Source organism: Streptomyces parvus, from assembly GCF_014648875.1.
GTDB classification, from domain to species: Bacteria; Actinomycetota; Actinomycetes; order Streptomycetales; family Streptomycetaceae; genus Streptomyces; species Streptomyces parvus.
The window spans coordinates 1-23,162 of record NZ_BMRY01000009.1; the positions used below are offsets into that span (position 1 = coordinate 1).

The window sequence follows — 23,162 nt, forward strand, 5'->3', positions numbered from 1 at the left end:
GCAGCCAGCTCACCGACCGAGTGCCCCACCAGCATGTCCGGGACCACACCCCACGACTCCACCAGCCGGAACAGCGCCACCTCCACAGCGAACAGACCCGCCTGAGCGAACACCGTCCGCTCCAGCAACCCCGCATCCTCCCCGAACACCACCCCACGCAACGGCCGCCCCACATCCACCCGCGCACACACCGCATCAAAAGCATCCGCGAACACCCCAAACGCCTCATACAGTTCCCGGCCCATCCCGGGCCGCTGCGACCCCTGACCCGAGAACAACAGCGCCGACTTGCCCGAGCGAACCTCCCCGCTCACCACACCAGCAGCCGGCACACCCCCGGCCAGCGCACCCAACCCGGCCAGCAACTCCTCACGCCCACCACCCAGCACCACCGCACGATGCTCCAACGCCGACCGCGTCGTCGCCAGCGACCACCCCACATCCACCACCGCCAACTCCGGCCGCGCCACAACAAACCCACGCAACCGCTCAGCCTGAGCACGCAAAGAACGCTCGTCCCGCCCCGAAAGCACCCACAAACCCACAGACGACGCAGAACCCGAACCCCCAGCCCCGGGCCCGGCCGCCGACCCAGACTCGGGCTCCGCAGCCGCAACCCCCTCCACAATCACGTGCGCATTGGTACCGCTCACGCCGAACGAGGAGATTCCGACCCGGCGGGGTTCTTCGGAGTCGGGCCACGGCCGGTTCTCGGTGAGCAGTTCGACGCTGCCCGAGGTCCAGTCGACGTGCGGGCTGGGCGCGTCGATGTGGAGGGTCCTGGGGAGCACGCCGTGCCGCATCGCCTGAACCATCTTGATCACTCCGGCCACGCCGGAAGCGGCCTGGGTGTGGCCGATGTTGGACTTCAGTGAGCCCAGGTAGAGGGGCTCGGTGCGGTCCTGGCCGTAGGTGGCGAGCAACGCCTGCGCCTCGATCGGGTCGCCCAGCCTCGTGCCCGTACCGTGTGCTTCGACGGCGTCGACGTCAGCGGCGGAGAGCCGGGCAGCGGCCAGCGCGTCCAGGATGACGCGTCGTTGGGCGGGTCCGTTGGGGGCGGTGAGGCCGTTGGAGGCGCCGTCGGAGTTGACCGCGCTGCCGCGCACGACCGCCAGCACCCGGTGCCCGTTGCGGCGCGCGTCGGAGAGCCGCTCCACCAGGAGCACCCCGACGCCCTCGCTCCAGCCGGTGCCGTCGGCGGCGGCGGCGAACGCCTTGCAGCGGCCGTCACGTGCCAGACCGCGTTGCCTGCTGAATTCGACGAAGGCGGCCGGGGTGGCCATGACGGTGACTCCGCCCGCCAGGGCCATCGAGCACTCGCCGGCCTGCAGCGCGCGTACGGCCAGGTGCAGCGCCACCAGGGACGACGAGCAGGCCGTGTCCACGGTGACCGCCGGCCCCTCGAAGCCGAAGCTGTACGCCACCCGGCCGCAGAGCACGCTGGTTGCGGTACCGGTCAGCGCGTAGCCCGCCGCCTCCTCGGCGACGGGGACGCCGATGCCGTAGCCGGAGGTCCCGGCTCCGACGTACACGCCGACCGGACTGCCCTTGACCCTTCTCGGGTCGATCCCGGCTCGCTCGAACGCCTCCCAGGAGGCCTCCAGGAGCAGGCGCTGCTGCGGGTCCATCCCGGCGGCCTCGCGGGGCGAGATGCTGAAGAAGTCCGCGTCGAAGCGTCCCGCGTCGTGGACGAAGCCGCCCTGCCGGGAGTACGAGGTGCCCTCGACCCGGGAGTCCGGGTCGTACAGGGAGCCGAGGTCCCAGCCACGGTCGGCGGGGAACTCGCTGATGCCCTCTCCTCCGGCGGACACCAGGTCCCAGAGCGACTCGGGCGAGTCGATCCCGCCGGGCAGCCGGCAGGCCATCCCGACGATGGCGATCGGCTCGTGCGCGGCGACGACCAGCTCTTGGTTGCGGGTTTTGAGCCGTTCGTTCTCCTTGATCAGGGTGCGCAGGGCTTCGACGTAACGTTCGTCGGCGGACGCCGCCATGATCAGTGCTCCCCGTCGTTGGCTTCGACGAGCTTCAGCAGTGCCTCGCCGTCCAGTTCGTCCACCGCGTGCGCGGTCGGCTCTCCCACGTCGTCAGTCTTCTTTCCCGCCAGTCTCAGCAGGGGTTCGAGCAGTCCGGCCTCCCGGAGCCGGACCGTCGGTACGGTGGCCAGGGCGGCGCGAACGCGCTGTTCCTCGTCTGCCTCGCCCTCGTCGCTGTCCGGGGCGATGCCGCACTCTTCAAGAAGGTGCTCGGCGAGTTCGGCGGGCGTCGGGTAGTCGAAGACCACCGTGGCGGTCAGCGACAGGCCGCTGACCGCGGTGAGCCGGTTGCGCATCTCCACGGAGGTGAGCGAGTCGAAGCCGAGGTCCCGGAAAGCCAGGTCGGGTTTGATGTCACCGCCGTGCGGGTGCCCGAGCACCAGTGCGGTCTGTGCCCGCACCAGGTCCAGGACGGTGTCGGACCACTCGTACTGCGGCAGGGCGAGAAGGTCGGTGCGCAGGTCGCCGGGTGCTGCGGCCTCCTCCGCCCCGTGGGAGGCTGCGCCGCCCTCCAGCCGGGCCAGCAGGGAGCTGGGCCTGGAGGAGGTGAACGTCCGTGCGAACACCGGCCAGTCGATGTCGGCCACCGTGACCGTGGGGGCCGTGTCCGCGACCGCGTCGGCCATGGCGGCGAGCGCCTGGTCCGGTTCCATCATCAGAACTCCCCGGCGGGCGAGTTCGGTGTCCGCGCCCTCGGCCATGCCCTCGCCGCCCCAAGCGCCGAAAGCGACGCAGGTCGCGGGTGCCCCGCGGGCCGCCCGTCGCAGGGCCAGGTTCTCCAGCCGGGCGTTGGCGGCGGCGTACGCGCCCTGTCCGGCGCCGCCCCAGACGGCGGCGACCGACCCGAACAGCACGAAGGCATCGAGGTCGCCGCAGAGTTCGTCCAGGTTCTCGGCGCCGGCTGCCTTTCCCGCCTGGGCCGCCGCGAGGTCTTCCTCGGTGAGTTCGGACAGCCTTCCCAGGCCGCCGACGCCCGCGGCGTGCACCACGGCGTTCGGCGAGTGCTCGGCCAGCAACGCGGCGACGGCGTCCCGGTCGGCGAGGTCGCAGGAGACCACCGTGGTCTCCGCCCCCAGCTCCGTCAACTCCGTGACCAGTTCGCCGGCGCCCGGTGCGGCGGCACCTCGCCGGCCGGCCAGTACCAGTCGTGTGGCACCGCCGAGGGCGGCCCACCGGGCGATGCGGGAGCCGAGCGCACCCGTTCCGCCGGTGATCAGCAGCGTGCCCTGGGGGCGCCAGGGCGTGGTGGTGACCGGAGGCGCGGTGACCAGCCGTCGTGCGAGTGGTACGTCCCGGAGGGCGACCTGGTCCTCGGCGGTAACCCCGGAGAGGACCGCGACCAGCGAGGCGTCGCTGACCCCGGTCATGGGCAGGTCGATCAGTCCTCCCCACAGATGGGGGTGTTCCAGCGCCGCCACCCGGCCCAGCGCCCACAGGGCGTGGCCGCCCTTCCCGGGGGGCTCCTCGCCGGGTAGCCCCACGGCGCCACGGGTGGCGCACCACAGGCGGGTTTCGGTGTCGGCCAGCGTCTGGACGAGTGCGAGTCCGGTGGTTACGGCGGTGTCCTCGGCCAGTCCGAGCAGTGACAGCACTCCCGCCCAGAGGCGGCCGGAGGAGGAATTCTCCACCAGCTGCCGGAGTTCGGCCGCCGCGTCAGCCGGGTCGACCACCTGGACGAGTGGGGTTCCGCCGCTGCGGCGGATCACCTCGGCGCAGTCGGCGGCGGTCGCCTCGTGTTCGGGGTGTGCCAGCACCAGCCAGTTGCCCACGAGAACCGGGTCCACCGGGACGGAGACGGGCTGCCATTCCTCCCGGTATCGAAGGCTCTGGGAGGAGTAGAGGTCGTGCCAGCCCGCGAGTTTCGCCAGCGTGTCGTCGAGCTGTTCCCGGTCCTCGGTGTGGTCGATGCTGAGGAGTCCGGCAACGGCGTCCGCGTCGCCAACGCGCACTGCGGCCCAGAAGGCGTCATCGGCGCCCTGCCCGTCGGCCGCGCCTGCGGATGCGGGTAGCGGCCAGTACCTCTGGTGCTGGAAGGCGTAGGTGGGCAGGTCCACGACGTGACCGCCCAGGGAGCCGAGGACCTCGCCCCAGTCGAACCGCACCCCGGCGACGTGCGCTCCCGCGATCCCGGCGAACAGAGCCCCCACACCGTCGCTGCCCGAACGCTGCAACGGCACCACCGTCACCTCGGAGTGCCCAGCCAGACAGAGCCCCGCCTGCGCCGACAACACCCCGTCCGGGCCCAGCTCCAAGAACCGCGTGACCCCGGCGTCATGGGCCCGGCGGACCGCATCCGCGAAACGCACCGGCTCACGGATCTGCCCCACCCAGTAACCGGGGGTGTCGATCGCCCCCGGGGCCGTGGTGAGAACGGGAATCTGCGGGGGGTGGTACGTCAACGACTCGGCCACCGCGGTGAACTCGGCCAGCATCGGCTCCATCAAACGGGAGTGGAACGCGTGCGAGACCGCCAGCCGCTTCACCCGCACACCGTCGCCGCGCAACCGCTCCTCCAGGCCCGCAACGGCCTCCGCGTCACCCGACACCGTCACCGACACCGGCCCGTTCACCGCCGCCAGATCCACCCCGTCCGGCAGGACAAGCGCCTCCTCGGCCAGCCCCACGGCCAGCATCGCCCCACCGGCCGGCAACGCCTCCATCAACCGCCCGCGCGCCGACACCAAAGCGCACGCGTCGTCCAGAGACAGCACCCCCGCACAATGCGCCGCAGCCAGCTCACCGACCGAATGCCCCACCAGAACATCCGGGACCACCCCCCACGACTCCACCAACCGGAACAGCGCCACCTCCACAGCGAACAGACCCGCCTGAGCGAACACCGTCCGCTCCAGCAACCCCGCATCCTCCCCGAACACCACCCCACCCAACGGCCGCCCCACATCCACCCGCGCACACACCGCATCAAAAGCATCCGCGAACACCCCAAACGCCTCATACAGTTCCCGGCCCATCCCCGGCCGCTGCGACCCCTGACCCGAGAACAACAACGCCGACTTGCCCGAGCGAACCTCCCCGCTCACCACACCAGCAGCCGGCACACCCCCGGCCAGCGCACCCAACCCGGCCAGCAACTCCTCACGCCCACCACCCAGCACCACCGCACGATGCTCCAACGCCGCCCGCGTCGTCGCCAGCGACCACCCCACATCCACCACCGCCAACTCCGGCCGCGCCACAACAAACCCACGCAACCGCTCAGCCTGAGCACGCAAAGAACGCTCGTCCCGCCCCGAAAGCACCCACAAACCCACAGACGACGCAGAACCCGAACCCCCACCAACAACCCCAACCCCAACCCCAACCCCAGCCCCGGGCCCGGCCGCCGACCCGGACTCGGGCTCCTCAGCCGCAACCCCCTCCACAATCACGTGCGCATTGGTACCGCTCACACCGAACGAGGAGATTCCGACCCGGCGGGGTCGGCCGGTCTCCGGCCAGGGGCGTGCCTCGGTCAGCAGTTCCACCTCACCCGCCGACCAGTCCACCTGGGGGGTGGGCTCGTCGACGTGCAGCGTCTTCGGGAGTACGCCCCGGCGGATCGCCTCCACCATCTTGATCACTCCGGCCATCCCGGCGGCGGCCTGGGTGTGGCCGATGTTGGACTTGATGGAGCCCAGGTAGAGGGGCTCGGTGCGGTCCTGGCCGTAGGTGGCGAGCAACGCCTGCGCTTCGATCGGGTCGCCCAGCCTCGTGCCGGTGCCGTGTGCTTCGACGGCGTCGACCTCGGTGGGTGCGAGGGCCGCGCTTGCCAGGGCCTGGCGGATGACGCGTTGTTGGGCGGGTCCGTTGGGGGCGGTGAGGCCGCTGGAGGCGCCGTCGGAGTTGACCGCGCTGCCGCGCACGACCGCCAGCACCCGGTGCCCGTTGCGGCGCGCGTCGGAGAGCCGCTCCACCAGGAGCACCCCGACGCCCTCGCCCCAGCCGGTGCCGTCGGCGGCGGCGGCGAAGGACTTGCAGCGGCCGTCGGCGGCGCTGCCCTCTTCCAGGCCGAATCCCGCGAACATCATCGGCCCGGACATGACGGTGACCCCACTGGCCAGGGCGAGGTCGCACTCGCCGGCGCGCAGCGCCTGCGCGGCGAGGTGCAGCGCCACCAGGGACGAGGAGCAGGCCGTGTCCACGGTGACCGTCGGCCCCTGCAGTCCGAAGGTGTAGGCGATGCGGCCGGAGAGGACGCTGCCGGCGTTGGCGGTGCCCAGGTAGCCGTCGAGGGCTTCGGGGTCGACCACGGACGGGTAGTCGTGGTACATCACGCCGGCGAAGACGCCGGTGCGTCCGCCGCGCAGGGTGCGTACGTCGATGCCTGCCCGCTCGAACGCCTCCCAGGACGCCTCGAGGAGCTGGCGCTGCTGCGGATCGGTGGCGGCGGCTTCCCTCGGGCTGATGCCGAAGAGCCCGGCGTCGAAGTCGCCGATGTCGTGGACGAATCCGCCGCGTGGCGCGGCTGCCGTCCGTGCCGGGTCCCAGCCCCGGTCCGTGGGCAGCGGGCCCAGCGCGTCGGTGCCGGACTCGACCAGTGTCCACAGGTCTTCCGGGGAGCGGACGCCGCCGGGGAAGCGGCAGGCCATGCCGATCACCGCGATCGGTTCGCGTGGCTGGTCCTCCAGTTCGCGTACGCGGCGGTTGGCGTCCCGCAGTTGCGTCGTGGCTCGCTTCAGGTAGGCGAGGAGTTTTTCCTGCTGGTCCGGGTCCGTGTCGCTCATGGTCTGGTGTTCGTGTCCTCTCACGGCGTGTCGAACTCGGTGTCGAGGAGGTCGAAGACGTCCTCGATCGAGGCGGAGTCCAGGTTCTCTTCCGGCCTGGTCTGCTCGCCGTTGCATCGGTCGGCCAGGGCACGCAGTCGGGCCGCCACCCGGGCCCGGCCTTCCTTGTCGCCGTCCACCCGGGCCAGGTCGGTTTCCAGGCGGGCGAGTTCGGCCAGCAGTCTGTCGGCCTCCCGTACCGGTTCGGGTTTCAGTTCCCTGCGGAGGTAGCGGGCGAGTTCGGTGCAGTTCGGGTGGTCGAAGACGAGCGTGGCAGGCAGTCGCAGCCCGGTGCCGGCGGCAAGCCGGTTGCGTAGTTCGACGCCGGTCAGGGAGTCGAGGCCGAGTTCCAGGAAGCCCCGGTCGACGTCGATGTGCCCGGCGGTGGCGAAGCCGAGGGTGGTGGCCACCTGGCTGCGGACCAGGTCGAGCAGGATGCGCCGCTGGTCGGCCTCGGTCACTGCGGAGAGGGCGGCCCGCAGAGCCGCGGGGTCTGCCGGGCCGGCCTCCGTCCGCTGCTTCTGGCGGGGAACCAGTGTCCTGAACAGCGGGGGCACCTGGTCGCTCCCCCGCAAAGCCGCAGGCCGGAACGCCATCGGCACCACCAGGGGCCGGCCGGCGGCACAGGCTGCCGAGAAGGCGGCCATGCCGTCCTGTGTGGTGAGCGTGCTCATGCCGGAGCGCGTCACCCGGCGTACGTCGGCCTCGGTGAGTGTTCCGGTCAGTCCGGTGCGTTCGGCCCACGGCCCCCAGGCCAGCGACACCGCGGGCAGCCCCAGCCGGCGGCGGTGCGCGGCGAAGGCATCCAGGAACACGTTGGCAGCCGCGTAGTTGGCCTGTCCCGCTCCGCCGAGTACACCGGCCGCGGAGGAGAACAGGGCGAACGCTGTGAGGTCCGCGTCCTGGGTGAGTTCGTGCAGGTTGACCGCCCCTCGTACCTTGGGCCCGAGTACGCGCGCGAGGCTCTGATCCGTCATGTGGGTGAGTACGCCGTCGTCCAGGACGGCGGCGGTGTGCACCACCGCGGTCAGCGGGTGCCGTGCGGGGATCCGGGCCAGGGCGTCGGCCAGCGCTTCGCGGTCGGCGACGTCGCAGGCTGCCACGGTTGCCCGGGCTCCGAGATCCGCCAGTTCGGCGACCAGTTCGTCGGCGCCGGGAGCGGCCGGGCCGGTGCGGCTGATCAGCAGCAGGTGCCGCACCCCGTGGTGTCGCACCAGGTGCAGGGCGAGGGCGCTGCCGAGGGTGCCGGTGGCGCCGGTGACCAGTACGGTGCCGTCGGCTGTCTCCAGGCCGGTACGGGGCCCCGGTTCCGTCTCGTCGGCCGGTTCTTCGGGCGGAGGCATCCGGACCAGCCGGGGCGCGAGGAGCAGACCGCCGCGTACGGCGACCTCGGTCTCCTCCGCTTCCAGTGCGGCGACGACGGCCCGGTGCACCAGTGCGGGGTCGGGCTCGGTCGCCGGGTCGAGGTCGAGCAGCAGGAACCGGCCGGGGTGCTCGGCCTGTCCGGAGCGCACCAGGCCGCGTACGGGCGCGTTGACCAGGTCCATCAGGTCGTCGTCGCCGGTGGCGACCGCGCCTCGGGTGACCAGGACCAGGGGTTGTCCGGTGTGCTGTTCGTCGGCGATCCGGTCGCGGATCAGGCCGAGGGCCCGGGTGACGGCCTCTTCCACGGCGTCGGCCGTGTCGGGTCCGGTGGCGGGGGCGACGAAGGGCACGAGGACGATGTCGGCCTCGTCGGGCTTGGTGTCCCCGAACGCCCCGTCCAGCCAGGTGTCGCCGCCGAGCTGCGCGAGCCGGCCGGAGACGGCGGCGGGGAGCGGTATCTCGGTGTCCCAGTCGACGTGCAGGAGTGTGTCGGCCAGACCGTGGCGGGCAGCTGCCAGTTCGGCGCCCGCCGGCCGGGCCACCAGGGCTCCCACTCCGCCGACCGGGGTTCCGGTGTCGTCGAAGAGTTCGAGGCCGATGCCGTCGTCGGACTCGGTGAGCCTCACTCGGAGTGTCGCGGCGCCGGTGGCGGGCAGCGTCACTTCCCGCCACATGAAGGGGAGGTCTGCGGTGCGGCCGGCGTCGGCGTCGTCGCGCAGGCGGCGCAGCAGGCCGATGCCGTGCAGGGCCGCGTCGAACAGCGCCGGGTGGAGGAGGTAGCCCTTGTCGGACGCCTCCTCGGACAGCCGTATCTCGGCGAAGAGTTCGTCGCCGCGGTGCCAGGCTCCGGTGAGCGACCGGAAGGCGGGGCCGTAGTTGTAGCCGGCGTCGGCGATGCTCTCGTAGAAGCCGGTGAGTTCGACCGGTTCGGCGCCCGGTGGTGGCCAGGTGGTGAGCGAGTGCGCGGTGGACGCGGCGGCGGCGGGAGCCAGGGTGCCGGTGGCGTGCCGGACCCATGATGTGTCCTGGAGGTCGGCGTCGCGTGCGTGGACGGACACCTCTCGGCGGCCCGTCCCGTCGGGAGCGCCGGCCGTGAGCTGCACTTCCACGGTGTGGTTCTCGCCCAGCACCAGTGGGGCGCCCAGGGCGAGTTCCTCCAGTACCGGGGTCTGTACCCGGGTGCCGGCGTGCAGAGCCATCTCCACGAAGGCGGTGCCCGGCAGCAGGACGGCGCCGAGAACGGCGTGGTCGGCCAGCCAGGGGTGGGTGCGTGTGGACAGCCGCCCGGTGAACACGGTGCTCGCGCCGTCGGCGAGCGTCAGTGTGGCGGTGAGCAGCGGGTGTCCGGTGCTGCTCAGGCCTGCTGCGCCGAGGTCGCCGACGCCCGGGGACGCGGTGTCGAGCCAGTACCGTTCTCGTTGGAAGGGGTACACCGGCAGGGGAACGGTCCGCACCGGCAGCCCGGTGAGGGGTGTGGTGGGATCGGCCGTGCCTCCGTGGGTGTGGAGTTCGGCGACGGAGAGGAGGAAGCGTTCGATGCCGCCGTGGTCGCGGCGGAGCGTGCCGAGCACGGTGACGTCGCCGGGGGTGAGGTCGGGGATGTCGTCGAGGATTTCGCCGAGCGCGGGTACGAGGACGGGGTGCGGGCCGATCTCCACCAGGAACCGGGCGCCCTGTTCCACCAGCCCGCGTATGCCCCGGTCGAGGTCGACGGGTGTGGCGAGGTTCTGCTGCCAGTAGGCGGCGTCGAGCAGTTCGCCGTCGGTCCGCTCTCCGGTGACCGTGGAGTGGAACGGGATGCTGCTCGTGCTGGGGCTGAGGCCGGTGAGCAGTTCTCCCAGCTCCTGTGCCGCCGGCTCTACCTGGGCGCAGTGGGAGGAGAAGTCGATCTGGAGGCGTTTCGCGCGGACGCCGTCCTTCTTGCAGGCGGCGAGGAAGTCGTCCAGTGCCTCGTGTTCTCCGGCGACGATGCTCCACGCGGGACTGTTGATGCCGGCCAGCGAGAGCCGTGTGCCCCACGGCTCCAGCAGTGCGCGGGTCCTTGCCGACGGCAGGGCCACGGACGCCATGCCTCCCTTGCCGGACAGCGGGAGGAGGACCTTTCCGCGCAGGGCGACGACCCGGACCGCCTCGGCGCGTGTGAGCGCGCCGCAGGCGTAGGCGGCGGCGATCTCGCCGTGCGAGTGGCCCAGGACCATGTCGGGTTCGACGCCGTGGGCCCGCCAGAGCGCGACGAGCGCCGCGGTCACGCTGAACAGTGCGACCTGGGTCACATCGACCCGGTCCAGCGGCGGGGCGCCCTCGGCGCCGCGCAGCACGTCGATCAGTGACCAGTCCAGGTGATGGGCGAACTCCTCTGCGCACGCGTACAGTTCGGCGGCGAAGATTTCGGAGGTGTCCATCAGTTCGACGGCCATGCCTTCCCACTGGCCGCCCTGCCCGGGGAAGATGAAGGCGACCTTTCCGGGTCGTTCGACGCCCTGGACAAGGTGCGGTGCGGCGTCGCCGCGGGCGAGTGCCAGGAGCGCGGCCCGGCGGTCCGCGTCGTCGGCGGCGACCACGGCGGCGCGGTGTCCGAGCAGGGCACGGGTGGCGGTCAGTGAGTGGGCGAGGTCGGCGGGGTGGGCGGCGGGTGCGGAGTCCAGGTGTTCGAGGAGTCGCAGGGCCTGACCGCGCAGGGCTTCCGCGCTGCGGGCGGACAGCATCCAGGGGGCCACCACGCCATCGAGCTCGGGGGTGCCGGCGGGGTCGGGGGCGCGCTCCGGGTCCTGGGCGGTTGGCTCGGGCTGTTGCACGTACTGCTCCAGCACCAGGTGGGCGTTGGTGCCGCTGCCGCCGAAGGAGGAGACTCCGGCCCGCCGGGGGCGTCCGTCGGTGTCGGGCCAGGGGGTGGTCTGCGTCAGGAGTCTGACCGCGCCGGTCGACCAGTCGACGTGCGGGGTCGGTGCGTCGATGTGCAGGGTCTTGGGCAGGACTCCCTCGCGCAGCGCCATGACCGTCTTGATGACGCCACCGACGCCGGCCGCCGACTGGGTGTGACCGATGTTGGACTTCACCGAGCCGAGCCACAGCGGCCGGTCCTCGGCGCGGTTCTGGCCGTACGTCGCCAGAATCGACTGGGCCTCGATGGGGTCGCCGAGGGTGGTGCCCGTGCCGTGCGCCTCGACGGTGTCGATGTCGGTGGCGTCCAGTCGGGAGTTGGCGAGCGCCTGGCGGATGACCTTCTGCTGGGCACGGCCGCTGGGGGCGGTCAGTCCGTTGGAGGCGCCGTCCTGGTTGACGGCGGTGCCGCGGATGAGCGCGAGTACCGGGTGTCCCGCGCGCAGCGCGTCCGAGAGGCGCTCGAGGAGGATCACGCCGACTCCCTCGCCCCAGCCGGTGCCGTCGGCGGCCGCGGCGAAGGGCTTGCAGCGGCCGTCGGCGGCGAGGCCGCGCTGGCGGCTGAACTCGGTGAAAGAAGCGGGGGTGGCCAGGACGGCGGCGCCGCCGGCGACGGCCATGTCGCATTCGTTGTTCCGCAGCGCCTGGCAGGCGAGGTGGATGGCCACGGCGGAGGACGAGCAGGCGGTGTCGACGGTGGCGGCGGGTCCTTCGAGGCCGAAGGTGTAGGAGATGCGGCCGGACGCGGCGGCGGTTCCGGTGCCGGCGAGGAAGAAGCCCTCGGTCTCGTTGCCTGGCTGCTGGGCCCCGATGCCGTAGCCGACGAAGGAGGTGCCGACGAAGACGCCCGTCTGGCTGCCCCGCAGGGACGACGGGGCGATCGTGGCCCGTTCCATCGCCTCCCAGGTCGCTTCCAGCAGCAGCCGGTGCTGCGGGTCGGTGGCCGTTGCCTCGCGGGGGCTGATGCCGAAGAGGGAGGCGTCGAAGTGGGAGGCGTCCGTGAGGAATCCGCCCTCGTTGACGTAGGAGGTGCCGGGGTGGTCGGCGTCGGGGTGGTAGAGGTTGTCCACGTCCCAGCCGCGGTCCTGCGGGAAGGGCCCGATGGCGTCGGTGCCGTCCAGCACCAGGTGCCACAGGTCCTCGGGCGAGTTCACGCCGCCGGCGTAGCGGCAGCTCATGCCGATCACGGCCAGCGGCTCGTCCTCGGCGGCGCCGATGGTGCGGGCCGTGGTGTCCCCGGCCGGGTCCTGTTCGCCGAGCACCTCGGTGAGCAGGTGTTCGGCGAGGTCGGCGGGGGTGGGGTGGTCGAACACCAGCGTCGGCGGCAGTTTGCGGCCCGTGGCGGCCTGCAGGCGGTTGCGCACGTCGACGGCCATCAGTGAGTCGAAGCCCAGGTCCCGGAAGGCGCGGCCGGCCTCGATCGCGGCGGAGTCGGCGTAGCCGAGCGCGGCGGCGGCGTGCTCGGTCACGAGGGCGAGCAGGTGCTGGGTTCGCTGTGGTCCGGTCAACTCGACGAGCTGGGCGTGCAGTTCGTCGGTCTCGCCGGGGTGGTCGGCCGGGGTGTCGGGGGTCGTGAGTGCGGCCCGGGCCTCGGGGATGTCCATGATCAGGGGGCGGGCGCGGGCGGCGGTGTAGCCGGGTGCGAAGCGTGCCCAGTCGATGTCGGCGACGGTCAGGCAGGTGTCGTCGGCGTCCAGTGCCTGGTCGAGCGCTTCGAGGGCGAGGCGCGGATCCATCGTGTGCAGTCCGCGCCGGCCGAGTTCCGCGGTGGCCTGTTCGTCGTCGGCCATGCCGGCTCCGGCCCAGCCTCCCCAGGCGACGGCGGTGGCTGCCAGGCCCCGGGACCGGCGGTTCTGGGCGCGTGCGTCGAGTACGGCGTTGCCCGCCGCGTAGGCGGCCTGGCCCGCGCCGCCCCAGACGCCGGCGCCGGAGGAGAAGAGCACGAACGTGGTGGCGTCACCGGCCAGTTCGTCCAGGTGCCGGGCGCCTTCGGTCTTGGCGGCGGTCACCGCGGCGAGGTCGGTCTCCTCGCAGTCGGCGAGCGCGGTCGCCTGCGCCACACCGGCGGCGTGGATCACCGTGTCGGCGGGGTGCTCGGCGAGCAACGCGGCGATCTGGTTCCGGTCGGTGACGTCGCATGCGGTGATGATCGTCTCGACGCCTCGTGCGGTGAGTTCGGCGGCCAGCTCCGGGGCGCCGGGGGTGTCCGGGCCGCGGCGGCCGGTGAGGACGAGTTTGTGTGCGCCCCGGTCGGCCATGTGGTGGGCGAGGTGGCGTCCGATGCCGCCGGTGCCGCCGGTGATCAGCACGGTGGAACCGGGCTGCCAGGACCGGACCGGTGTGCTCTGCGGGGCGCGGACCATGCGGCGTACGAACACTCCGGCGGGGCGGAGCGCGAGCTGGTCCTCCGTAGCGGAGTCCGAGGAGTCCCCGGGCTGTTGTGCGAGGAGCCGCAGCAGCTTGTTCAGAACCCGGTCGTCCGGCTGCTCCGGCAGGTCGATGAGGCCGCCCCAGCAGTCGGGGCGTTCCAGTCCGGCCACCAGGCCCAGTCCCCAGGTGGCGGCCTGTGCGATGTCCCGTACCGGGTCCGTACGGCCGACGGAGACGGCGCCGCTGGTGACCAGGTGGATCGGGACCGGGGTCGGGCGGGCGGTGACGGTGCGCAGCAGGGTGAGGTTGCGTGCGGCTCCGACGCTGACGCCCGTGTGGAGAGGGTGCGGGCGGGAGTCGAGGGCGAGGAGCGAGATCACCCCGGACAGCGGCTGGTGCCCGGACGGTTCCTGGGGCGGTTCGGCGGTCACGTGGGCCGTGCCGCCGGCCTGGTCGACCAGTGCGGCGAGCCGGCCGGCCAGTTCCTGCTGTTCCTTGCCGGCGACGATGGCCCAGGTGCCGGTCAGTGCGGGCCGGCCGGGCCCGGTGAGGGGTGTGTGCTTCCACTCGACCCGGTAGCGCCAGCCGTCCACGGTGGACCGGTCGTGGGAGCGGCGCCGCCAGGCCGCGAGTGCGGGCAGTGCGGGGGCGAGGGCGTCGGTGCCCAGGGACGCGGCGACGCCTTCGGCGTCGCCGCCCTCCACCGCTGCCCAGAAGCGGTTCTCCTCGGCCGTGCCGCTCCGGGCGGGGCTGGCTGTGTCGTGCGAGGTGGGCTCCCACCAGTAGTGGTCCCGCTGGAAGGGGTAGGTGGGCAGGTCGACGGTGCTGCCGCGGGAGGCCCAGGAGGGGCCGACGCCCCGGGTGAACGCTTCGGCGAGCGAGACGGAGAACCGCTCCAGGCCGCCCTCCTCACGGCGCAGCGAGGCCAGCAGTACGGGGTCGGACGCTCCGGCGTCCTCCGCGGTCTCCTGTACGGCCCCGGCGAGCGCCGGGTGGGGGCTGCACTCGATGAAGACGCCGAACCCGTCGGCGAGCAGTGCGCGTGTGGCCGGGGCGAACTGGACGGTCTGGCGCATGTTGCGGTACCAGTACTCCGCGTCCAGCTCGGTGGTGTCGAGCAGTCCGCCGGTGACGGTGGAGTAGAAGGGGATGCGGGAGGCTCGTGGCCGTACGGGTGCCAGCACCGCGAGTGTTTCCTCGCGCAGCGGCTCGACGACGGCCGAGTGTGCCGCGCCCTTGATCCGGAGCTTGCGGCAGCGTATGCCCTCGGCCTCCAGTTCGGCGAGGAATTCGTCCAGCGGTGCCTCGTCGCCCGCGACGGAGACGGAGGTCACCCCGTTGACGGCGGCGATGCTGAGTGCGTCGCCCCAGCGTTCCAGTCGGGCCAGCGCTTGCTGTGCGGGCAGCGAGACGGAGGCCATCGCTCCCTGGCCGACCACACGGGACAGCAGACGGCTGCGGTGGGTGACGACCCGTGCGGCGTCCTCCAGGGACAGTGCGCCGGCAAGGTGGGCGGCGGCGATCTCTCCCTGCGAGTGGCCGACCACGGCCTCCGGCTCGACGCCGTGCTCGCGCCAGAGCGCGGCGAGCGCCACCATCGTCGCGAACAGCACGGGCTGGATGACCTCGGCCCGTTCCATGTTCCCGGCCCCGGGCAGGCCGCGCAGTGTGTCCTCGACCGACCAGTCGAGATGCTCCTGAAGTGCCTGCGCGCAGGTCCGCAGGGTGTTCCGGAAGGTCGCAGACTCCTGCAGCAGCCGGTCGGCCATGCCGGGCCACTGCGAGCCCTGGCCGGGAAGGACGAACGCCACCCGGCCGGTCCGGTCCGCTGTCCCGGTGACCAGTCCGGGCGTGGGGGTGCCCTCGGCGAACGCGGTCAGTTGGGCGTGGTGGTCGGGGCCGAGGAGGACGGCGCGGTGCTCGAAACGGGAGCGGGTGGTGGCCAGGGAGTGGGCCACGTCGTGGTCGGCGGGTGCGAGGTCGGCGTCGAGGCGGTCGGCGAGCTGTCGTGCCTGGGCGCGCAGGGCTGTGGGGGTGCGGGCGGAGAGCAGCCAGGGCAGTCCGGCCTCTGGACCCGTACCGGTGCCGGTGCCGGTGCTGGGCGCGTGCGGGAGGGGGGCCGGCTGCGGCTCCGGGAGGGCCTGTTCGAGGATGGTGTGGGCGTTGGTCCCGCTCATGCCGAACGACGAGACGGCGGCCCGGCGTGGACGCCCCTCGTCGGTCCACTCCACCTGCCGGGTCAGCAGCCGGACCCCGCTGCCCTCCCAGTCCACGTGCTGGGTGGGTTCGGTGATGTGCAGGGAGCGCGGCAGCACGCCGTGGCGCAGGGCCATCACCATCTTGATGATCCCGGCGACGCCGGCGGCCGACTGGGTGTGCCCGATGTTGGACTTCAGCGATCCCAGCCACAGCGGCTGTTCCTCGTCGCGCCCGCGCCCGTACGTGGCGATCAGGGCCTGGGCCTCGATGGGGTCGCCGAGTTCCGTGCCGGTTCCGTGCGCCTCGACCGCGTCCACGTCGGTGGTGTCCAGGCCCGCGTCGGCGAGCGCCGCCCGGATGACCCGCTGCTGGGCGGGGCCGTGGGGAGCGGTGAGGCCGTTGGACGCGCCGTCCTGGTTGACCGCGCTGCCGCGCACCACGGCCAGGACCGGGTGTCCGTTGCGGCGTGCGTCGGAGAGCCGCTCCACCAGGAGCATTCCGACGCCCTCGCCCCAGCCGGTGCCTTCGGCGTCGGAGGAGAAGGGGCGGCAACGGCCGCCGGGCGCGAGCGCGCCGCCCTGTGCGGCGTCGGTGAACATGCCCGGTATCGACATGATGGTGGCACCGCCGGCCAGTGCCATCGCGCACTCTCCGCGTCGCAGTGCCCCGATGGCCAGGTGGAGTGCCACCAGCGACGACGAACACGCGGTGTCCACGGTCACGGCGGGTCCTTCGAGGCCGAACGTGTAGGCCAGCCGGCCGGAGATGACGCTCGTCGCGGTGCCGGTGAGGACGTGGGGGCGGGAGCCCTCGGGCACGTCGAACCGGCCGAGGCCGTATCCGGAGGTGGCGGTGCCGACGTACACGCCGGTGGAACTGGCCCGCAGCCGGGCCGGATCGATGCCGGCCCGCTCGAAGGCCTCCCAGGAGGTTTCCAGCAGCAGCCGCTGCTGCGGGTCCATCGCCAGTGCCTCGCGCGGGGAGATGCCGAAGAACGCCGGGTCGAATCCGCCGGCGTCCTGGAGGAAGCCGCCTTCAAAGGTGTGCCGGTCCTCGGTCTCGCCGTAGATGTGGGCGAGGTCCCAGGCCCGGTCGGTGGGGAAGTCGCCGACGGCGTCGGTCTCGTCGGCGACGAGTCGCCACAGTGCCTCGGGGGTGTCGGCGCCGCCGGGGAAGCGGCAGGCCATGGCGACGATCGCGATGGGGTCACCGGCGGTCTCCGCACGGGTGGTGGCGGGCTCGGCGGGTGCGGGCGCGGCGAGGTCGCCGAGGACCTCGGTGACCAGGTGGGCGGCGAGGGCCTGGGGGGTGGGGTGGTCGAAGACGAGGGTCGCGGGGAGTCTGCGGCCGGCCGTCTGGCCGATGCGGTTGCGCAGCTCCACCGAGGTCAGCGAGTCGAAGCCGAGGTCCTTGAACGGCCGGGACGGGTCGACCGCGTCCGGCGAGGCGAAGCCGAGCACCGCGGCGACCTGGCCGCGGACCAGTTCGAGCACGGTGCGGATCCGGTCCTCCGCGGGCAGCCGGCGCAGCCGGTCGGCGAGGCCGCCCGGGGCGACGGAACGGTCGGCGACCCGCCGTGCGGGTCGGACCAGGCCGTGCAGCAGCGAGGGCAGCGTCGTCTGGGAAGCGGCGAGACGGGCGGTGTCCAGCGCGGTGGGCAGCAGTGCCGGGTCGGGCAGTGCCAGGGCGGTCTCCAGCAGGCCGAGGCCGTGCTCGGGGCTCAGCGGCGGGAATCCGGAGCGGCCGATGCGGGCCGCCTCGGACTCGGTGAGCGTGTCGGCCATGCCGCCGGCGCCGGCCCAGGGGCCCCAGGCAAGGGACAGCGCGGGCAGTCCGCGGGCGTGCCGGTGCCGGGCGAGAGCGTCCAGGTAGGCGTTGGCCGCCGCGTAGTTGCCCTGCCCGGGGCTGCCGAAGGTCCCGGACATCGAGGAGTACATGACGAACGCGGCCAGGTCGGCGTTGGCCGTTGCCTCGTGCAGGGCGGCGGCGGCGGTCTTGGGTGCGAGGACGGCCTCGAGCCGGTCCTCGGTGAGCGACTCGACCAGGCCGTCGTCGAGGATGCCGGCCGCGTGCACCACGGCGGTGAGCGGATGCTGCTCCGGGACTTCGGCGAGCAGGGCTTTCAGTGCCTCGGGATCGGTGACGTCACAGGCCGCGACGGTGACCTCGGCTCCCAGGGCGGCCAGTTCGGCGCTCAGTTCGCCGGCGCCGTCGGCTTGTGCTCCCCGTCGTCCGGCCAGCAGCAGGTGGCGCACGCCGTGTTCGGTGACCAGGTGTCGGGCGGTGAGGGCGCCGAGTGCTCCCGTGCCGCCGGTCACCAGGACCGTGCCGTGCGCGTTCCACCCGCCCGGCACCGACAGCACGACCTTGCCCACGTGCCGGGCCTGGCTCATGAAGCGGAACGCCTCCGGTGCCCGCCGCACGTCGAAGACCCGCACCGGCGGCAGCTCCAGCGTTCCTGCCGCGAACAGCCCCAGGATGTCGGTGAGGATCTCCCCGATCCGCTCCGGCCCCGCCTCCTGCAGGTCGAACGCCCGGTATGCACGCCCGGCGAACGCGTCTGCCTCCCGCACGTCCGCCTTGCCCATCTCCACGAACCGTCCCCCCGGCACCAGCAGGCGTGCCGAGGCATCGACGAACTCACCGGCCAACGCGTTGAGGACCACGTCGACTCCGCGCCCGCCGGTCCGCTCCCTGAACGTCTCCTCGAACCCGGTGTCCCGCGACGACGCGAGATGCTCCGCGTCCAGTCCTGTGGCGGTCCACTTCGCGGGCGACGCCGTCCCGTACGTCTCCGCGCCCAGGTGGCGTGCCAGCTGCACCGCCGCCATCCCGACGCCACCGGCCGCCGCGTGTACCAGCACCGACTCGCCGGCGAGCAGCCCCGCCAGGTCCACCAGTCCGTAGTACGCCGTCACGAAGGCGATCGGCACCGACGCCGCCTGCGCGAAAGTCCAGCCGTGCGGTATCCGGGCCACCAGCCGCTCGTCGGTCACCGCCAGCGGACCCATCGCACCGTCGAAGAACCCCGTCACCCGGTCCCCCACCGCGCAGCGGGACACCCCGGGGCCCACCTCCACGACCACGCCGGCGGCCTCGCCGCCCACCAGCACCTCGCCCGGGTACATCCCCAGTACGTTCAGCACGTCACGGAAGTTCACCCCCGCCGCGCGCACCGCCACCCGCACCTGGCCCGGCCGGAGTTCTCCCGCCGCGTCCGGCGCCGCGAGCAACGCCACGTTCTCCACGGCGCCGCGCTCGGGCACTCCCACCCGCCACGCCTCACCGGGGGGCGGCACGAGGCCGCGGTCCGCGGCCGTCAGCCGTGCCGCGAGCACGGTGTCCCCGCGTACGGCGGTCTGTGGGTCACCGGACATGACGGCCAGGGCTAGTGCCCGGGCGTCGTCCCCGGCCGCCGTGTCCAGATCGGCCAGGACGATCCGGCCGGGGTGTTCCGACTGCGCCGAGCGCACCAGACCCCATACGGCGGCCCCCGCCACATCGGGCAGGGTGTCGGCGGGGTCGGCCTGCACCGCGCCGCGGGTGGCGACGATCAGGGTGCTGTCCGCGTACCGGTCGTCGCCGAGCCAGGACCGCAGTTGCCGGAGCACCGCGGTGGTGCGGGCGAGCGCAGCCTGCGCGTCGGTGGAGGGGTGCGCGTCCGGGCAGGCGGACAGCACCAGATGGGTGGGGGGTCGGCCGTTGCCGGCGAGGGCGTCGAGGGTGCCCGCCCGGCCGACCAGCGCTTCGCCGCCGCCGAACTGCGCGAGCTCGCCGGGTCCGGGGCCGGCCGCCGGGAGGGGCGTCCACTCCAGCCGGTAGAGGTCGTCGGGCTGCCGTGCCTCGTCGGTGAGGACCGGTGTGGGCCGGGTGACGACGCGCTCCACGGTGACAACCGGGCTGCCGGCCGGGTCGACTGCCCGTACCCGGAGGCCGTCGCCGCCGTCCGCGGGCGAGACCCGGGCTCTCAGGAGGGTCGCCCCGGATGCCCAGAGGGTCACCCCGGACCAGGAGAAGGGCAGGCCCGTCCCGGTGCCGTCCCCCTGTACGGCGGCCGACTGGAGCGCGGCGTCGAGCAGGGCCGGGTGCAGTCCGAAGCCGGTGGCGGCGCTCTGGGGCAGGGTGAGTTCGGCGAAGACGTCCGTGCCACGCGTCCACGCGGCGGATACGCCGCGGAACAGGTCGCCGTACTCCAGTCCGGCCGTCGCGAGCCGCTCGTAGAGCGCGGCCGGGTCGGTGGGGGTGGTGTCCTGGGGTGGCCATACGCCGACGAGTTCGGGGTCCTCGGTGACGGTGTGGGGCCGGGGGGCGAGGACACCGGTGGCGTTGCGGGTCCAGGGGCGGTCCGGCCAGCCGTCGGCCGTGCCCCCGTCCTCGCGCCGGGAGTGCACGGTGAGGCTCCGTCTGCCGTCGTCGTCGGCTGCGCCCACGGCCAGTTGTACCTGCACGGCACCGTTCTCGGGCACGATCAGCGGTGCTTCCAGGACCAGCTCGTCCAGTTGTTCGGTCTGCGCCTGCTCACCGGCTCGTATCGCGAGGTCCACGAACGCCGTGCCGGGCACCACGATGCGGCCGTGCACCCGGTGCTGTGCCAGCCACGGCTGGGTGGCCGGGGAGATCCGGGAGGTGAAGAGGTATCCGTCGTCCTCCGCGAGCGCGACACCCGCGCCCAGCAGCGGGTGATCGGTGACGCCGAGGCCGGCGGACGCGACATCGCCCGTCCAGGAGATGCCGGAGGGCCAGTAGTGGTCGGCGGCGAAGGCGTACAGGGGCAGTGCGACACGCCGGCCACCGCCGCGCGCGAACACGGCGGGCCGGTCGAGATCGGCACCGCGTGTGTGGAGGCGTGCGATGCCGCGCAGCAGTGTGGTGTGCTCGTCGTGGCCGGGGCGCAGGGCGGGGGCGGCGGTCGTGTCCTCGGTGAGGTGCGGTACGAGGGCGGACAGGGCGCCGTCGGGGCCGAGTTCGAGGAACGTGCCGGCACCGGCGTCATGGGACCGGCGGACGGCGTCGGCGAAGCGGACGGGTTCGCGGATCTGCCCCACCCAGTAACCGGGGGTGGCCAGGTCACCAGGGGCGGTGGTGAGAACGGGGATCTGCGGGGCGTGGTAGGTCAGCGACTCGGCGACCGTGGTGAACTCGGCCAGCATCGGCTCCATCAGACGGGAGTGGAACGCGTGCGAGACCGCCAGCCGCTTCACCCGCACACCGTCGCCGCGCAACCGCTCCTCCAAGCCGCCGACGGCCTCCGCGTCACCCGACACCGTCACCGAGGCAGGCCCGTTCACCGCCGCGAGATCCACCCCGTCCGGCAGGACAAGCGCCTCCTCGGCCAGCTCCACGGCCAGCATCGCCCCACCGGCCGGCAACGCGTCCATCAGCCTGCCGCGCGCCGACACCAGAACACACGCGTCGTCCAGAGACAGCACCCCCGCACAATGCGCCGCAGCCAGCTCACCGACCGAGTGCCCCACCAGCATGTCCGGGACCACACCCCACGACTCCACCAGCCGGAACAGCGCCACCTCCACAGCGAACAGACCCGCCTGAGCGAACACCGTCCGCTCCAGCAACCCCGCATCCTCCCCGAACACCACCCCACGCAACGGCCGCCCCACATCCACCCGCGCACACACCGCATCAAAAGCATCCGCGAACACCGGGAACGCTTCGTACAGTTCGCGGCCCATCCCGGGCCGCTGCGACCCCTGACCCGAGAACAGCAGCGCGAGGGAGCCGGGGTGGGTCTTGTCGGTCACCACCGAGGGTGTGTCCTCGCCCTCGGCCAGTGCCCGCAGCCCGGCCAGGAGCTGTTCCTGGCTGTCTCCGAGGACCACCGCCCGGTGTTCCAGTGCCGCACGGCCCGTCGCCAGCGAGTGGCTCACATCGGCCGGGTGTGCCTGGGCGGCCACGGGCAGCAGCAGCCCGGCCTGGCGGCGCAGCGCACTGGCGGAGCGGCCGGAGACCGGCCATGCCAGCAGTCCGGTCTCATCGTCCGTCACGGTCCCGGTGGCCGGCTGGCCGGTGTCCGTGCCGGGTGCCTCCTCGATGATGATGTGGCCGTTGGTGCCGCTCACGCCGAACGAGGACACACCGGCCCGGCGCGGCCGCTGTCCCCGGGGCCAGGGGCGGCCCTCGGTCAGGAGTTCCACCGCGCCCGTGGACCAGTCGACCTGGGTGGAGGGCTCGTCCGCGTGCAGGGTCGGGGGCAGCTGTTCGTGGCGCAGGGCCTGCACCATCTTGATGACGCCGGCGACGCCCGCCGCGGCCTGTGCGTGCCCGATGTTGGACTTGACCGAGCCGAGCAGCAGGGGGCGTCCCTCCGGGCGGTCCTGGCCGTATGCGGCGAGCAGTGCCTGCGCCTCGATCGGGTCGCCGAGCCTCGTGCCGGTGCCGTGCGCCTCGACCACGTCCACGTCGGACGCGGTGAGGTGGGCGTCGGCGAGTGCCTGGAGGATGACGCGTTGCTGGGAGGGGCCGTTGGGTGCGGTGAGGCCGTTGGAGGCGCCGTCCTGGTTGACCGCGCTGCCGCGTATGACCGCGAGGACCTCGTGGCCGTTGCGCACGGCGTCGGAGAGCCGCTCGACGAGCAGGACGCCGACGCCCTCGGACCAGCCGGTGCCGTCGGCGTTTGCCGAGAAGGATTTGCAGCGGCCGTCGGCGGCCAGTCCGCGCTGTCTGGTGAACTCGGTGAAAACGCCGGGTGTGGCCATGACGGTGACGCCGCCGGCGAGTGCGAGAGTGCTCTCGCCGCTGCGCAGCGACCGGCAGGCCAGGTGCAGGGCGACCAGCGACGACGAGCACGCCGTGTCCAGGGTCACCGCGGGCCCTTCCAGGCCGAGGGTGTAGGCGACCCGGCCGGAGATCACGGCGGTCGCGCCACCGGTCAGCTGGTGTCCCACGGAGCTCGGTTCGTTCGCCAGCAGCCGTAGGTAGCCCTGGTCGTTGCCGCCGGCGAAGACCCCGGTGCGGGTGCCGCGGACCGACTGGGGGTCGATGCCGGCGTCCTCGAACGCTTCCCAGGCCGCCCGGAGCAGCAGCCGCTGCTGGGGGTCCATCGCCAGTGCCTCGCGCGGCGAGATGCCGAAGAAGCCGGCGTCGAACTCGGTCGCGTCGTGGACGAATCCGCCCTGGCGTGCGGAGCTGTGTCCCTCGGTGTCCGGGTCGCCGTCGAAGAGCCGGCCCAGGTCCCAGCCCCGGTCCTGGGGGAAGGGGGAGATCGCGTCCTGTTCCCCTGCCACCAGCCGCCACAGGTCATCGGGCGTGTGGACGTCGCCCGGGTAGCGGCAGCTCATGCCGATGATCGCGATCGGCTCCTGGTCGGCGGCCTCCCGGTCGCGCAGCTTCTGCTTCGTCCTGCGCAGATCGATCGTGACCAGCTTGAGGTAGTCCCGGAGCGTCTCGTCCTCTGCCATCTGCCAGTGCCTCCCAGGCTTCCCGCTCGGCCACGGTCCACCCGGGGCCGCCGTGCCGCGGGTGCCGTGTCCCAGCACATCCGCACATCCGCGTCCGCACGCTATGGACGCCTCGCGAAGGCGGACAACCCCTATGG

Annotated in this window: 3 protein-coding genes; all 3 read right to left on the minus strand. The window is 72.9% G+C overall.

The window, feature by feature from the left end:
* Positions 1 to 1,991: type I polyketide synthase (locus IE140_RS25290; protein ID WP_189460726.1), on the minus strand; the 1,991-nt coding region annotated here is incomplete at its 3' end.
* Between the two features lie 2 nt (positions 1,992 to 1,993).
* Positions 1,994 to 6,781 carry a type I polyketide synthase gene (locus tag IE140_RS25295; protein ID WP_373296193.1) on the minus strand — a complete coding sequence of 1,596 codons (4,788 nt, stop codon included), beginning with the start codon at positions 6,779 to 6,781 and terminating at the stop codon, positions 1,994 to 1,996.
* Positions 6,778 to 23,025, minus strand: coding sequence for a type I polyketide synthase (locus IE140_RS36170; protein WP_229826900.1), 16,248 nt, complete (start codon positions 23,023 to 23,025; stop codon positions 6,778 to 6,780). The genes IE140_RS25295 and IE140_RS36170 overlap by 4 nt, the downstream gene beginning before the upstream one ends.
* Between the last annotated feature and the right edge of the window lie 137 nt (positions 23,026 to 23,162).